The following is a 14,891-nucleotide window of genomic DNA, read 5'->3' as shown; positions in this document are numbered from 1 at the left end:
CCGCATTCACGGTTTCTTCATCAGACAGGTCAGCAATGCTGACACTTTAACTTTCTCCGGCGTGTTTCCCGGCAGCCGGGCAGCAGCCGGGCGGTGCACATGAGTCACCCCCCAGTTTATCACTCCGCGGCCATTTCCTTAACGCCGTTCAGGCGCGACAGGATCGCATCGGCACAATCGCGCCCGTCGCGGATCGCCCAGACCACGAGGCTCGCTCCGCGCACGATGTCACCCACCGCGTAAACCCCGTCCAGCTCGGTTTCGCCACTTCCATATTGCGCCTTCACCGTGCCCCATCCGGTCACGGTCAGTTCCGGCTGATCCCACAGCGCGGGCAGGTCTTCGGGCTCGAATCCGAGCGCCTTTATCACAAGGTCGGCGCTTTCGGTGTAATCCGCCCCTTCGATCACCTCGGGGCTTTGCCGTCCTGTCGCATCCGGCACGCCAAGGCGCATCCGCTGCACCACCACGCCATTCACCGGATCGCCCTTGAACGCTTTCGGTGCGGCCAGCCATTCGAAGATCACGCCTTCTTCCTCGGCGTTCTGCACCTCGCGCTGGCTGCCCGGCATGTTGGCCCGGTCGCGCCGGTAGAGGCATTTCACGCTCTCCGCACCTTGCCTGACGGCGGTGCGCACGCAATCCATCGCCGTGTCGCCACCGCCGATCACGATCACCTTCTTGCAGTTGGCATTCAGCTCGCCACTTTCGAAATCCGGCACGCTGTCGCCAAATCCCAGGCGGTTCGACGCGGTGAGGTAATCAATCGCCCGGACGATCCCCCGCGCGCCCGCGCCCGGCCCCGGCAATTCGCGGCTCTTGTAAACGCCGGTCGCGATGATCACCGCATCATGTGCCGCGCGGATTTCCTCGAACGAGATGTCGTCGCCCACGTTGCAATTGAGCCGGAACTGAACGCCACCCTGTTCGAGCTGCTCCATCCGGCGCATCACCACGTCCTTTTCCAGCTTGAACCCCGGAATTCCATAGGTCATGAGCCCGCCACCCCGGTCATAGCGGTCATAGACCGTGACCTGCACGCCGGCCCGGCGCAGGTGATCGGCGGCGGCCAGCCCGCCGGGCCCCGCGCCGATAATGCCCACGCTTTCCGTCCGCTCGCGCGCCGGTGTGATGGGCTGGACCCAGCCCTCTTCCCATGCCGTGTCGGTGATGTATTTCTCGATCGCGCCGATCGTCACCGTGCCGTGGCCCGATTTCTCGATCACGCAATTGCCCTCGCACAGCCGGTCCTGAGGGCAGATGCGGCCGCAGATCTCGGGGAAGGTGTTGGTCGCCTGGCTCAGGTCATAGGCTTCGCGCAGCCGTCCCTCGGCCGTCATGCGCAGCCAGTCGGGGATGTTGTTGTGCAGCGGGCAATGGGTCTGGCAATAGGGCACGCCGCACTGGCTGCACCGCCCGGCCTGCTCGCGCGCCTTCTCGTCCGCGTACTCGCCATAAATCTCGTGGAAATCCCTGTTGCGCAGGTTGGGCACGCGCTTCTCGGGCATGTCCCTTCCGACAGACACGAATTTCAACATCGGTTGCTTGGCCACGGCGATCCTCTCCGCATCATTTTTCCAGTGAACTGCTGATTAATGCATCATATCACGAAAGAAAAGTCAGTATTAGTGACCTAAAGGGACGCATTCTGATATGGCCGTTGATTATTTGCGAAAAAATTTCCCTTTTTAGGACCGTTACGGACCTAATTTCCGCCTTCACCTTAACAGCACCCGCCCTTATAGCTGAAAAAATACCCAAAGGCCGAGCACATGCCACTCCTTCACCTGATTCTCGTCGCCCTGATTCAGGGCGTCACCGAATTTCTGCCTGTGTCGTCCTCGGGCCACCTTATCCTCTTGCCGGAACTTTCAGGCATGGACGATCAGGGCCAGGTGATCGACGTCGCGGTACATATCGGTACGCTCTTTGCCGTGATCCTGTTTTTCTGGCGCGACGTTCGCATGGGCTTCGCGGGCATCCCGCGCATGCTCATCGGACGGATCGACACCCCCGGCGCGCGTCTCGCCTTCCTGCTTCTGATCGCCACGATTCCCGCCATCCTCCTTGGCCTGTTCCTAAAGCTTACCGGTCTGAGTGACGCCATGCGCTCGATGACCGTTATCGGCTGGACGATGCTGCTTTTCGGGCTCTTCCTTTGGTGGGCCGACCAGGCCGGCGCGACCACGAAAACAGATGCCGACTGGAACCTGGCCGATGCGATCAGGATGGGCCTCTGGCAGGCCGTGGCCCTGATCCCCGGCACGTCGCGCTCGGGCATCTGCATCACCGCGGGGCGCATGTTGGGCTATGCCCGTCACGACGCTGCGAAACTCTCCATGCTGATGTCGATCCCCACGATCTTTGCTTCGGGTGCCCTGCTCGGGTTCGAGGTCGCCGCCACCGCCAACATGGGCGCCGCCCGCGACGGTGCCATCGCGGCGCTGTTTGCCTTTTTCGCTGCCCTGCTCGCGCTTGGGTTCATGATGCGGCTGCTGCGCACCACGAGTTTCACCCCGTACGTGATCTACCGCGTGCTTCTGGGTCTTGTCCTTCTGGCCTTGGCCTATTCGGTCTAGGTTCTGAGGTTCTTGGCCGAATCACGGATCGCGTCATATTGTCCGGATGACCGAAAGCGCCAGAGATAGCTGTCGATCATGGCCTCGACCGCGACCGGTTCGATCCCCAGATCGGCAAAACCCCGGGCCCCGTCGGCCACCACGTTGTCGGTGCCCAGCTGCCGGACCTGATCGCGGGTCAGAACGCCGTTGCCGATCAAACCCAGGCTGGCAATCTCGACCATGTCGAACCCCCACGCCATCAATCGTCCCAGCCACATCGGCAGATCCATCACCAGACGCCGCTTGTGGATCGTCTCAAGCATCACGCGAACCCAGCCGCGCAGGCTTTTCACCTCGGGTCCACCCAGTTCAAAGACGCCCTCGGCCTTGCCCTCGACACCCATCACGGCCGCCCGGGCCACGTCATCGACATAGACGGGCTGGAACTTGGTCTCGCCCCCGAACAGGGGCAGGATGGGGCCGAACCGGCTCATCCCGGCAAAGCGGTTGAAAAACCCGTCCTCGGGGCCGAACACCACGGATGGGCGCAGGATCATCGCAGCCGGCATATGGCGCAGCACGCCCTCCTCTCCGGCCCGTTTGGTGCGTGCATAGTCGCTCTTCTGGTCACGATCCACGCCCAGCGCCGAGATATGCACCATCCGCTCTATGCCCTGATCTGCCGCGATCCGCGCGATCCGCTCGGCCCCTTCGGCCTGAACCGAGTCGAAATTGTTGCGCCCCCGTGCGGCAAACGTCCCGACACAATTCACTACCGCATCCGCCCCCTGCATCACGGCGGTCACGCTCGCATCGTCGCGGATGTTGCAAAACACCGGCTCGACCTGACCGGGCACGCCATAGGGCTTGACGAACATCGCCTCGTTGGGCCGCCGTACAGCCACCCGCACCCGCCAGCCCTTTGCGGCCAGCTGCTGGACGATATACCGCCCCACGAACCCCGATCCGCCATAGATGGTGACAAGCTTCGACATGGCGCCCTCCGGTCTTGCAAGATGTCGACTTTTCCTATCGCCCGGCGGCTTGCGGGACAAGGCAAAACGGAGGCCCCGGCATATACAGGAAAACCGATTGACAGTCTTCCGAGCGCGGTCTAAACGCCTGCCTCACGACACCTGCCCAGGTGGCGGAATTGGTAGACGCGCTAGCTTCAGGTGCTAGTGTCCGTATGGACGTGGAGGTTCGAGTCCTCTCCTGGGCACCATTTCAAGGCCGAAAATTCGTGTTTTGATGATATTCCGGCCCGGGATTTGGAAAGCTCATGCAATCTTTCCAAATCGCGGGCCGCTGCCCAGAGGCACTCGCTTCCTTGCATGCTGAGGATACTGCGCCGCGAAACGTCGAGCGCGGCATGGCCCCGAGACCATCATCCGCTCACGGACGGGCGGAACTATTTGCCTTCAAGGTAATCCATCGGCGCCGCCTCATGGCCGCGCGGCAGCCAATGGCGTCGCGTGGCCTCTCGATCCGGAACTGTCGCATCCATCAGATGCCGCGGATTGCCCCGCCGTCGATCCGAATACGCGAGCCTGTCACATAGCTTGCGCGGGCCGATGCAAGAAAGCTCACCACATCCGCGAATTCCTCGGGCTTTCCATAGCGGCTGGCCGGGATCGTCGCGCGCGACCTGGCGGCGACATCGGCGACATCGCTGTCCGTGCGCTTGGCTGCGGCGGCATCGAGTTCGTCGACACGTTGCGTATGAATGCGACCCGGCATGACCACGTTTACCGTGATGCCATCGCCAGCGACCTCGTTCGCCAGCGTCTTTGACCAGCCAACCACGGCGGAACGGATGCCGTTGCTCAGCGCCAGATTGGGGATCGGCTGTTCAACACCCGAAGAGGTGATCGAGATGATTCGTCCCCAGCCCCGTTCTTTCATCGCGGGGAGAAGCCGGGTGTTAAGGTGAAAGATATTGGCTGCCATCGCCTCGAAATGGGTGAGCCACAGGGCCCGTTCCGCGGCCTGCGCTGTGCCCGGAGGAGGACCGCCGCCGTTGTTGACAATGATGTCCACGCCGCCATCTGCCAGAAGGCTGTCTGCCAGCGCATCGACCTGCGCGATTTGCGAGAGGTCGCATTCCACGGGATGCACGTGGTCCATGCCTGCCGCCCAAGCCTCGATCTTGTCGCGGTTGCGCGCAGCAGCAAAGACGGTGGCGCCTTCGGCGGCGAGCGAATTGGCGATAGCCATGCCAAGGCCGCGGCTGGCCCCGAGAACAAGTGCACGTTTACCGGTGAGTTCCAGATCCATCAGTTCAATTCCTTCAGTCGTTTCTCTTGCCGGGCGATCAGTTGGTCCACCTCGGCACGGGTTCTTTCTGTTAACGGCGCACCGGGGCGGCGCAGGCTATCGTGAGCGATGACTCCGCGCCTGGCGAGCGTGTATTTTCGGATCGCGAGGCCCAGCCCCGGCTGCTGCTCGAAACGTGCGAGCGGCAAATAAGCGTCAAAGATGTCCTGCGCGCGAGTCATGTCGTCCTTGCTGTAGAGATCCACCACCTGAACCATCATCTCGGGGTAGGCAAAGCCTGTCATCGCGCCATCCGCGCCGCGACCCATTTCCTCGGGAAGAAAGAGCCCGCCATTGCCGCAAAGGATCGACAAAGGGCGCTTCAGCATACCCTCGGCCCGAAGGACGCTGATCTTTTCCAGACCGGGCCAGTCTTCGTGCTTGAGGCACACGCAGGTCGGCAGATCATTGACGATGCGCGCGATCACTTTTGGCGACATCTGCACGCCGGTGACCAATGGAAAATCTTGCAGGACGAAGGGAACCTCACCCAGGGTATCGGCCACTTGGGTATAGTAGTTCACGATCTGATCGTCGGTGCGCAGGCTGCCGGGCGGGGCCACCATGACGCCTGCCGCGCCCAGGTCCATGACCGCGCGGGTCAAGGTATCGATCTGTGCAAAACCCGGAGCCGAAACGCCGACGACCACTGGCACGCGACCGCCAACCCGCTTGAGGATTCGTGCGACAACATCGCAGGATTCCGAGATCGTCAGCTTGGGGGCCTCGCCCATCATGCCAAGAACGGTCAGGCCCGTGGCGCCTGTTTCGAGATAGAAGTCGACCATGCGGTCGCAGCTTTCGATGTCGATGCGCCCGTCTGGGTGGAATGGGGTGACGGCGATGACAAAGACGCCTCTGGCCGCGGTTGTGAGTGCTGACATGTTGTCTCCTATCGTGTCTGTTGCAGGGCGACCCGGCCAATGGCCATGGCGGTGGCCGCTTGGCAGGGTTCAACCACGGGAATGCCAAGATGTGTTTCAAGATTACCGCGAAAGGCGGTCATCCCGGCGCAGCCGAGAATCAGCACATCGGCGCCCGCGCCATCGCGCAGGCTGGTGCCCACGGTCTTGAGCCGGTCAAAGGTGCGTGTCTCGTCTGCCAGGTCAAGAACGCCGAGCTCCAGCGGTTGATCGCCGGCCAGCCGGTCCGTCACCCCCATCGCACCCAGGTAACGCATGTGGCGCGGGATGCTGCGTTGCAAGATCGACAGGATGCCAAAACGCTGGCCGAGGGTCATGGCGGTCAGAACGGCCGCCTCGGCAATGCCGAGCACCGGTCGGGAGGATTGTTCGCGAAGAGCCGTGAGCCCCGGGTCGGAGAAACAGGCGACCACGAAGGCGCTGGCCTGATCCTCGAGGTCCGCGCAATGGGACAGCATCGGGCCGACGACGCCATCGACATGGGCCTGGGTCTCGATCCCCGGCGGACCTTCGGCCAATGTACGGGCAATGATTGGCACCGGACTGGCCGCGCGCATCGGATCGACCGCGCGGTCTATACCATCCGTGACATGCTGACTGCTATTTGGGTTGATGATGTAGATCGTCATGATTGTCCTCCCGGATGACCCCAGAAATCGGACGGCAGTTGCAGGTCTTGCCGTGCGCCCATGCGGTCGATCATCAGATTTTCCTGTTCTGCGGCTTCGTTCAGAACGGTGGCCTCGTCCAAGCGCGTCGCGCGGCCGTCGCGCAGCACCATTTCGCCACCGACCATCACATTGGTCACATCGTTGCCGTTGGCAAAACACACCAGCCGGTGCACTGGCATGTTGCCCGGCTGAAGATGCGCGCGCGCAAGGTCCAGCGTGACGATATCGGCTGCCTTGCCCATCTCGAGCGAGCCGATGCTTTTCTCCATCCCCAGCGCCCTCGCTCCGTCGATGGTGCACATCTCGAGCACCTTGCCGATGGGCAACACGTCGGCATCGCGGAAATGGCGACGGTGGTAGTGCATGGCCTGTTGCATGTGGCGGAACATGTCGCCGGACCGGTCCGGCGCGGTAGCATCCGACCCCAAGGCCACGCAGGCGCCAATCTCTAGCATTTCGATGGCTGGGCAGCGGCCCGAGATAGATGCATTGGCCGAAGGGTTATGCGCGATCTTCGTGTCGGTCCGAGCCATCAGCATGATCTCGTCGTCGTGCAGATCGATGCAATGCGACAGCAGCGCGTCAGGCCCCAGGAGCCCAAGTGCATCAGCCCGGCGGATTGAGCCGCGCCAATGCCCGTCCTGGGTAAAGACCAACCCTTTTTCGCGTGCAAAGGCCCGCACGGCCCGGGCTTGTTCGCAGGCGGCGGCATAGTCGGCAGGGGCCATGTCGCGCTCATGTTCATCACGCAATACGGGGTATAGCATGGCGATGTTGATGCGGCCTGAATGAGTGCCGTGCCAGTCTGCGGCCACAGCCTTGCTCGTGTCGAATTGCTGTTCGAAAGTCACAGGGTAGTGGCGTTGCGTGCCGTCTTTCCAATCGGCATAGGTGATCGGGTGTGGCGCGCGGGTCGGGCCCACGGCGACAACGCTGCGGGTGCCTACCTCGACCACCCCGCGGCAATGGGCGGCGGCATACTCGGGGTGATCGCTGCGCATGATCGTGTCGCCGCCACCAAGGAGGGATACACCGGTGGTCACGCCAAACCGCAGCCTTTCCAGTGCAGCGAGGCGGCCTTCGGCATGCCAGAATTCAGGAGGCGAAACCCGCGTATAGACCTCGCCGCAGATCGCCTCCCAGCGGTTTTCCCGATGCATCCCCATCGTCTTGATCAGGCCATGGCCCGCGTGGGCATGAACGTCGACCAGTCCTGGAAAGACGACATGGCCCGTGACGTCGATTACCGCCGCCGCCTCGATCTGTTCTCGCAAGGTCGCGGCCGTGCCGATCGCCACGATGACCCCGTTGGCCACGGCGACGGCCCCGTCTTCGATCACGCGGCGGGACGGGTCCATAGTAATGACGCACCCGCCGGTCAGAAGTGTATCAGCCTGCATCGGTGGTCTCCCCAAGTGGGGGAAGGCGCCTCACGTCCAGTGCGCCATTGGCGGGCATGGCAAAGTCCGGATGCTCCCCCGCGATCCCGATCACCCGCAGGGGATTGTATAGCGTGAGCCACGCAGGATCCTCTTGCAGCAGCACATAGGCCTGCCGCCAGATCTCGGCCCGCGCGGCGCGGTCGGTGGTCACGCGGCCCCGGTCGATCAGCGACTCGACCGCAGGATTCGCATAGCCCTGCCACCATGATCCTGCGACGCGGCTGTCGATCTTCTCGTAAAGTACGCGATAGGTGCTCATGGGGCTGGAATCAAAGATGCAAAGATCATGGATCTCCTTGCGACGGACCATGTGGGCATAATCTTCACGCTCGGGATGTACATGTGTCTTGAGTGTGATCCCGACGGTTTCAAGCTGCAGGCCCAGAGCCGCTGTGAGCCGCTCGGCCTCATCTGGCAGGCGCGTCGGGCAATCTACCTCGAGCACCAGCCCGTCGCCATGGCCAGCTTCGGTCAACAACGCGCGAGCCTTCTCACGGTTCATTTGCGCGCCAGCCCCCTGCCCGGCGCCGAAATGGTTGGGGCTGATGAAACCGCGCAAGGGGCGCGCAGCGCCGTGCGTCACCGTCTCGACGATAGCATCCCGGTCGACGGCAAGGCTCAGCGCCCGGCGAACGCGCGCATCGGCCAGCGGACCCCTGGAGGCGTTGAGCAGATAGATGATCGCCACGGGCGAAAGAAATTCATGCCGCATGGCACCCAGCGCACGCGAGGCCACGAAATCCAGATCATTGGCCACCTGCACCTTGCCGCTCTCGAGCATCGCCTGGCGCGTGGCCGCATCAGGTTCCAGCAACCAGGTGACCGAGGAATTGGCGGGCGTGCCGCCAAAATGCCCCTCGACAAGCGTGGCGGTGATCCGTTCCGCCGTGACCTGGGCAATCCGATACGGGCCACTGCCGATCTGCCTCGAATAATCGCCGGCATCCAGTCCCTCAAAAGCCGAAGGGGAGACGATGAAGCCCTGTTCCAGCACGTCGAGCAGATCCGCCATCGGCGCGGTGAGCGTGATTCGCAATCGCAGCGGATCCAGCATCTCGAACGCCGCCCCACCGAGAAACTGCCGCCAGACTGCGGGCGCACCCAGGGTATAGCCCTTGTCTTCCCGTGCCATGCGTTCGAGTGAGGCAGCAACGGCGGCGGCATCGCAGGGCGTGCCATCGTGAAACTGCACGTTGCTCCGCAAGGTGAAGGTCCACGTTCGGGCATCCTCTGATACCGTCCACTCCCGCGCCAGCGCTGGCACAAATCCCTGCCCTTCGCGTTTGACCAGCGTGTCATAGATCGCGTGCAGTACCGTCAATTCGTCGTTGGCATCCGTGCAATCATGCGGGTCACCAAGCTTCAGCCGAGACTGTGCTATCAAGGTCATGCGACATCCCTTTCCGGTTCGTCGATCAAGTGGCAGGCCACGGCCTGGCCCTCGCCCATGTCGCGCAAGGCGGGGCGTTCGACGGCGCAGCGGTCCCAGGCAAAGGGGCACCTGGTACGAAAACAGCAGCCCGACGGCAATGACAGCGCCGAAGGCACCTCCCCGGTGAGCTCGATCTCCTGCTTGTCGCGCTTTGCCTTGATGCTCGGCGCGGCAGACAGCAGCGCGCGGGTATACGGATGGCGCGGGCGTGCGAACAGCACGTCACGCGGCGCGGTCTCAACCATGAAGCCCAGGTACATCACCCCGATCTTGTCGGCGACGTGATGCACAACTGACAGGTCATGGCTGATGAACAGGTAGGCCAGCCCGAATTCGTCGCGCAGATCTTTCATCAGATTGAGAATCTGCGCCTGAATGGACACGTCGAGCGCGGAGACGGGTTCATCCGCCACGATCAGACCCGGTGTGACCGACAGCGCCCGCGCGATGCCGATTCGCTGTCGCTGTCCACCCGAGAACTGATGCGGATAGCGTCCGGCATGCTCGGCATTTAGCCCCACGCGCGCCAGCAATTGTTCGATTCGTGCCGGCACTTCGCGCCGCGCTTCGGCGCCCTTGGCCTGCTGCAAGAGCGGTTCGGCCACGATGTCGCGCACCTTCTGGCGTGGGTTGAGCGAGGCATAGGGGTCTTGAAAGATCATCTGCATCTTGGCGCGGACCGGCAGCATCTGCGCAAAATCATGATCGGCCACATCCTCACCATCGATCAGCAACTCCCCGCCGGTGGGTTTGTAGATACGTGCGATGGTTTTCGCTACGGTGGACTTGCCACAGCCACTTTCGCCGACCAGTGCCATGATCTCGCCCCGCTTGATGCTGAAGCTCACCCCGTTCACGGCGCGCACGACAGAGCGGTTCAGCCGAGGCCCTTTGCGCCCGATCCGCAGCCGGTCGAACAAGCCTCCGCCAAGGGGAAAGTGCATCTCCAGATTGCGCACGTCGAGCATGGGTGCAGTGACGTCGGTCATGCGGATTCTCCGGGGTTCAGTGGAAAGTGGCAGGCCGCCGAGAGCGAGCCGCGCTGGGCGGAGAGCTTGGGCTCGATCTCGGCACAGAGGGTCTGCGCGCGCGGACAGCGGTCGCGAAAGTTGCAGCCCTGCGGCAGGTTGCGGATGTCGGGCACCGTGCCGGGGATCTGCTTGAGCCGCTCGTGCCGGTTGGACGGGTCGGGAATGCTGTCGATCAGCCCGCGCGTATACGGGTGCGCCGGCGCCTCAATCAGTTCACGCGCGCGGCCCCTCTCCACCACGTTGCCGCAGTAGAGGACGGTGATACGATCGGCCATCTCGGACACAACGGCAAGGTCATGGGTCACGAGGATCATCGAGGCGCCCTTTTCCGCGATCTGGCGGCGCATCAACTTGAGGATCTGGCTCTGGATCGTCACATCGAGCGCCGTTGTCGGCTCGTCCGCGATGATGAGCCGGGGCCGCGCGAGCAAGGCAATGGCGATCACGACCCGCTGACGCATTCCACCCGAGAACTGGTGCGGATAGGCCCTGAGCCGCTCCGTCGCACGGCTGATGCCGACGCTTTCCAGCATCTCGACACAGGCGGCATGACGTGCCTGGGCGTCAAGATCACTGTGCAGGCGCAAGACTTCGTCCATCTGCCGCCCGACACTGTGCAACGGGTTGAGGGACGTCATCGGGTCTTGAAAAACCATGGAGATTTCGCGCCCACGGATTTCGCGCAACCGCGCCTCGCCCGCTTTCACAAGGTCTTCGCCATCGAGCAGGATCTGGCCGCCTTCGATTTTGCCGGGGCTGTCGATCAACCCGAGGATCGAAAAGCCGACCACGGATTTGCCACCACCGCTTTCGCCAACCAGCCCCATGACCTCGCCTTCGGCAATGTCAAAGCTGACGCCATTGACGGCCTTCACGGTCCCGCCAAACGTATGGAAATGGGTCCGCAGATCGCGCACATCGAGCAGCGGTTGTTTTGCCGCTTCAGTCATTACTTCAACCTCGGGTTCAATTCGTCACGCAGGAAATCGCCAAACAGATTGATGCCGAAGACCAGCATCATGATCGCGAACCCGGGAAAGACGCTGGTCCACCAGAGCCCGCTGAACAGCACGTCAAAGCCGTTCTTGATCAGAAGCCCCAGCGACGGCTTGGTTATCGGAACACCCACGCCCAGGAACGAGAGCGAGGCTTCGATCAGTACGAAGGTACCGACCTGGATCGTTGCGATCACGATGAGTGGGGTAAGCACATTGGGCAACACATGCTTGCGGATGATCTTGGTATTGGGTAGCCCGGCAACCTTGGCTGCCTGTACATATTCCTTTTCGATCTCCGAGAGGGTCGAGCCGCGCACGGTCCGTGCATAGACCACCCAACCGACCGCCGTGAGCGCGATCAAGACCTTGTCGATCCCCGTGCCCACCGCCGACATGAGGAAGAGTGCGATCAGGATCGACGGAAACGACAGCTGGATATCGGCGATGCGCATGATGATGCTGTCGGCAAGTCCGCCGTAAAACCCGGCGATCAGCCCCAGGACCGTGCCGATCGTGCACGAGGCAATCATCGCCACCAATCCGATGAACAGTGAAATGCGCGCGCCGTAAAGGATGGAAGCCCAGACATCCCGTCCCTGTCCGTCCGTACCCAGCGGGAATTGCGGATCGCCTCCCTCAAGCCACATGGGCGGCTTGTAGCTGTCCAACAGGTTCAGTGTCGCGTTGTCATAGGGGTTCTGCGCAACCAGGAACGGACCGATCAGAACGGCGAGCGCAAAAAAGGCCATCAACCCGCTGCCGATCATTGCCGAACTGCTGCGGCAGTAGTTGTGGAAGAATTCCGACTGAAGGAATGCCGTCATTTTATCGCCCCTCATTTCAACGTGATGCGCGGGTCGATCAGCGTGTAGATGATATCGACGAGGAAATTGATGACCACGAAGATCAGCGCGACAAGCATCAGGTAGACAACGATCACGGGCCGATCGGCGCGATAGATGCTGTCGATCAGCAGCTTCCCCATTCCGGGCCAGGAAAAGATCGTCTCGGTGATCGTGGCAAAGGCGATGAGATCGCCCAGTTGAAGGCCGAAGATCGTGATGACGGGGATCAGCGCGTTTTTCAGCCCGTGCTTATAGAGCACGTCACGGCGCGTCGCGCCCTTGGCGCGGGCGAATTTCATGAAATCCTGCCGATTGACCTCCATCATGCCCGCGCGAGTCATGCGCAGGAGGATGGCCATGGTCGCCAGCGACAAAGTGACCGCGGGCAGGATGATATGGTGCCACCCATCCGCAGTCAGAAGGCTGACGCGCAGGCCGAATATCTCGGCCGTGTCGCCACGCCCGGAGGACGGAAAGATCCCCCAATGCACCGCAAACAGGAAGATGAGCACCATGCCGACCCAGAAACCGGGCAGCGAGATGCCCAGAAGCGACCCGGCCATGATGGTGCGGCTTATGCGGCTGTTCGGGTTGGCCCCGGCATAGACCCCCAAGGGAATCGCCACGGCCAGTGCCAGCGCCATGGCGACCAGCACCATTTCCAACGTGGCCGGCAGCCGTTCCAGGATCAACGCCATCGCCGGCTGGCGAAAGACATAGGAATTTCCGAAATCCCCCTGAACAAGACTGGTGACAAAGCGCCCGTATTGCACAAAAAGCGATTGATCGAGACCCAACAGGCGCCGCGCCTGCGCGATCTCGGCATCGGTGGCATCGATGGGCACCACCATGAACACCGGGTCGCCGGTGAAACTCATCATGAGGAAGACGATCACGGAAACGACCCATAACACGAGGGTCATCTGGAGCAGTCGTTTGAAAATATATCCGGTCATGGGTGGCAACAGTCTTTCGCAGGCGGGAAACTGGAATGACCCCGGCAGCCTTTCTGTTGCCGGGGCCGCAGGTGCGTGCCCTTATTCGGCCACGTCCATGTCAAAGGCCCAGATGAACTTGTCCACGCGCGGCTCGAGGTGGATACCATCGCGCACGGCATAGATGTCCTGCTCGTAGTGCACGGGGATCATCGGAATGTCCTCGAGCAGCAGCTTGGAGGCTTCCTGAAGGTATGCGTCCCGCTCTTCGATGCTGGGGGTGGCGTCGGCCTTGTCGACCAGCGCGTCCAGCTCCGGATTGGAATAGGATCCACGGTTGACCTGACCGTAGCCTTCCTTCTTGTCGCGGGTATAGAAGAGCGCGCCATACATGGACCCCGCATCCCCCGCCGGAACATCCCAACCCGACATGATGAAGCTGGAATTCTCGGTCGGAACGCGGATGTAACCCCAGAAGTTCGACTTGGGCATGATGTTCAGCTCCAGATCGATGTTGATCTTGGCCAGCATCGATGCCAGTGCCTGTGCGATTTGGGCGTCGTTCACGTACCGGTTGTTGGTGGCATCTAGCGTCATGGTGAAACCATCGGCATAACCCGCCTCGGCCATCAGCTCATTGGCCTTTTCGATGTCCACCGGATACATCTCGCGAAAGCTCATGCCATCGGCATAGCCGATATGGGATTCCGGCACGAACTGGTCGCTGGGCGTGGCCAGACCGTTCATGACGATCTCGTTGATCGCGTTGGTGTCGATCGCGCGCGCGATGGCTTCGCGCACGCGCTGGTCGGTCATCGGGTTTTCGCCCTCGATGGTCGGTGACTTCTCTCGCATGTCCATGGCCAGCACCAGGTTCAGTAGGCTGGGTCGGGTGATCACCTCGAACCCGTCTTCGGACTTCACCCGGTCCACATCGCGCACGGCAAGATCCTGAATCACATCCACTTCACCGGTCAGCAGCGCCGCGGTACGGGTTGCCGGGTTGGTGATCGGGCGGAATGTCACTGTGTCGATTTTGGGCTCACCTGCCCAGTAATCGTCGAAGGCGCTCAGGACCAGCTTCTCTTCCTTGGTCCAGTTTTCCAGCTTGTAAGGGCCGGTGCCCATCGGCTCGAGGTCCATTTTCTCATCGCCGACCTCTGTCGTGTATTCCTTGTCGAGGATCAGCAGTTCGGCCAGATCGTTGGGCAAGACCGCATAGGGCTTGGGCGTCTTGATCTCGACGGTCATGTCGTCAACAGCGGTGATCGAGGCGATATTTGCCACGAGGTCGGGGCGGATCGACTCGCGTGCCTTCTCAACGGTGAACACCACGTCCTCGGCGGTGAAGTCATTGCCGTTGTGGAACTTGACACCCTCGCGCAACTTGAAACGCCATGTGGTGTCGTCGACGTTTTCCCAGCTTTCGGCCAGACCGGGTCCGAATGTCAGGTCCGTGCTGCGCTTCACCAGCGGATCATAGATGTGGTAATACATGATATTGGATGACAGTTCCTCACCCGCAAGCGGGTAGAGGTGGCTGGGGTCGGCCGTCAGGCCAATCGTGACGGCTTTGTCGGCCAGCGCCACGCTTGCGGTCGTCGCCATCAACGCGACGCCGAGCGCACTGGCACGAAGCGCGGTTTCACTCAGGTATTTCATCGGGAACTTCTCCGTTGTTGGGAATGTGTGATGGGGCCGCTTGACCGGACCTCGTTCATTGTTGTCTCGGGAATG

General features: G+C 61.9%; 13 protein-coding genes and 1 tRNA gene. 2 read left to right on the top strand and 12 right to left on the bottom strand.

What is annotated here, in order from left to right; all coding sequences use genetic code 11:
- Window positions 1-119: 119 nt before the first annotated feature.
- Complete coding sequence (locus ACESL9_RS00505; RefSeq protein ID WP_372610296.1) at window positions 120-1,553, bottom strand: NAD(P)-dependent oxidoreductase; 1,434 nt, start codon at window positions 1,551-1,553, stop codon at window positions 120-122.
- Between the two features lie 219 nt (window positions 1,554-1,772).
- Between ACESL9_RS00505 and ACESL9_RS00500 the strand changes: the two genes are divergently transcribed.
- Window positions 1,773-2,579: an undecaprenyl-diphosphate phosphatase gene (locus ACESL9_RS00500; protein ID WP_372674387.1), complete on the top strand. Its 807-nt coding sequence runs from the start codon at window positions 1,773-1,775 to the stop codon at window positions 2,577-2,579.
- Here the strand turns inward: ACESL9_RS00500 and ACESL9_RS00495 are convergent.
- The gene (locus ACESL9_RS00495; protein ID WP_372610300.1) at window positions 2,576-3,556 is read right to left on the bottom strand and encodes a complex I NDUFA9 subunit family protein; all 981 of its coding nucleotides are present in this window, start codon (window positions 3,554-3,556) and stop codon (window positions 2,576-2,578) included. The genes ACESL9_RS00500 and ACESL9_RS00495 overlap by 4 nt on opposite strands.
- 143 nt (window positions 3,557-3,699) lie before the next feature.
- Between ACESL9_RS00495 and ACESL9_RS00490 the strand changes: the two genes are divergently transcribed.
- Window positions 3,700-3,786: transfer RNA gene (locus ACESL9_RS00490), tRNA-Leu, on the top strand.
- Window positions 3,787-4,067: 281 nt separating this feature from the next.
- Here ACESL9_RS00490 and ACESL9_RS00485 read toward each other — a convergent pair.
- The 10 genes from ACESL9_RS00485 to ACESL9_RS00440 form a co-directional block, all read right to left on the bottom strand.
- On the bottom strand, window positions 4,068-4,838 hold the full coding sequence (locus tag ACESL9_RS00485; protein ID WP_372610302.1) for an SDR family oxidoreductase: 771 nt from the start codon (window positions 4,836-4,838) through the stop codon (window positions 4,068-4,070).
- The gene (locus tag ACESL9_RS00480) at window positions 4,838-5,761 is read right to left on the bottom strand and encodes a dihydrodipicolinate synthase family protein (protein WP_372610304.1); all 924 of its coding nucleotides are present in this window, start codon (window positions 5,759-5,761) and stop codon (window positions 4,838-4,840) included. The genes ACESL9_RS00485 and ACESL9_RS00480 overlap by 1 nt, the downstream gene beginning before the upstream one ends.
- Before the next feature lie 8 nt (window positions 5,762-5,769).
- Window positions 5,770-6,429 carry an aspartate/glutamate racemase family protein gene (locus ACESL9_RS00475; RefSeq protein WP_372610306.1) on the bottom strand — a complete coding sequence of 220 codons (660 nt, stop codon included), beginning with the start codon at window positions 6,427-6,429 and terminating at the stop codon, window positions 5,770-5,772.
- The gene (locus ACESL9_RS00470; protein ID WP_372674386.1) at window positions 6,426-7,871 is read right to left on the bottom strand and encodes an amidohydrolase family protein; all 1,446 of its coding nucleotides are present in this window, start codon (window positions 7,869-7,871) and stop codon (window positions 6,426-6,428) included. The genes ACESL9_RS00475 and ACESL9_RS00470 overlap by 4 nt, the downstream gene beginning before the upstream one ends.
- Window positions 7,861-9,303, bottom strand: a complete 1,443-nt coding sequence (locus ACESL9_RS00465; RefSeq protein ID WP_372610310.1) for an ABC transporter substrate-binding protein — start codon at window positions 9,301-9,303, stop codon at window positions 7,861-7,863. Before ACESL9_RS00465 ends, ACESL9_RS00470 begins: the two co-directional genes overlap by 11 nt.
- On the bottom strand, window positions 9,300-10,334 hold the full coding sequence (locus ACESL9_RS00460) for an ABC transporter ATP-binding protein (protein ID WP_372674385.1): 1,035 nt from the start codon (window positions 10,332-10,334) through the stop codon (window positions 9,300-9,302). Before ACESL9_RS00460 ends, ACESL9_RS00465 begins: the two co-directional genes overlap by 4 nt.
- Window positions 10,331-11,326, bottom strand: coding sequence for an ABC transporter ATP-binding protein (locus tag ACESL9_RS00455; RefSeq protein WP_372674384.1), 996 nt, complete (start codon window positions 11,324-11,326; stop codon window positions 10,331-10,333). The genes ACESL9_RS00460 and ACESL9_RS00455 overlap by 4 nt, the downstream gene beginning before the upstream one ends.
- Window positions 11,326-12,198: an ABC transporter permease gene (locus ACESL9_RS00450; protein ID WP_372610316.1), complete on the bottom strand. Its 873-nt coding sequence runs from the start codon at window positions 12,196-12,198 to the stop codon at window positions 11,326-11,328. The genes ACESL9_RS00455 and ACESL9_RS00450 overlap by 1 nt, the downstream gene beginning before the upstream one ends.
- Before the next feature lie 11 nt (window positions 12,199-12,209).
- A complete protein-coding gene (locus ACESL9_RS00445) occupies window positions 12,210-13,175 on the bottom strand; it encodes an ABC transporter permease (protein ID WP_372610318.1) in 966 nt (321 codons plus the stop codon).
- A gap of 81 nt (window positions 13,176-13,256) precedes the next feature.
- A complete protein-coding gene (locus tag ACESL9_RS00440; RefSeq protein ID WP_372674383.1) occupies window positions 13,257-14,816 on the bottom strand; it encodes an ABC transporter substrate-binding protein in 1,560 nt (519 codons plus the stop codon).
- Between the last annotated feature and the right edge of the window lie 75 nt (window positions 14,817-14,891).

Source organism: Aquicoccus sp., from assembly GCF_041686535.1.
Taxonomy (GTDB): Bacteria; Pseudomonadota; Alphaproteobacteria; order Rhodobacterales; family Rhodobacteraceae; genus Aquicoccus.
The sequence above is the reverse complement of the archived record's forward strand: the minus strand, read 5'-3'. Positions and strand labels throughout refer to the sequence as shown.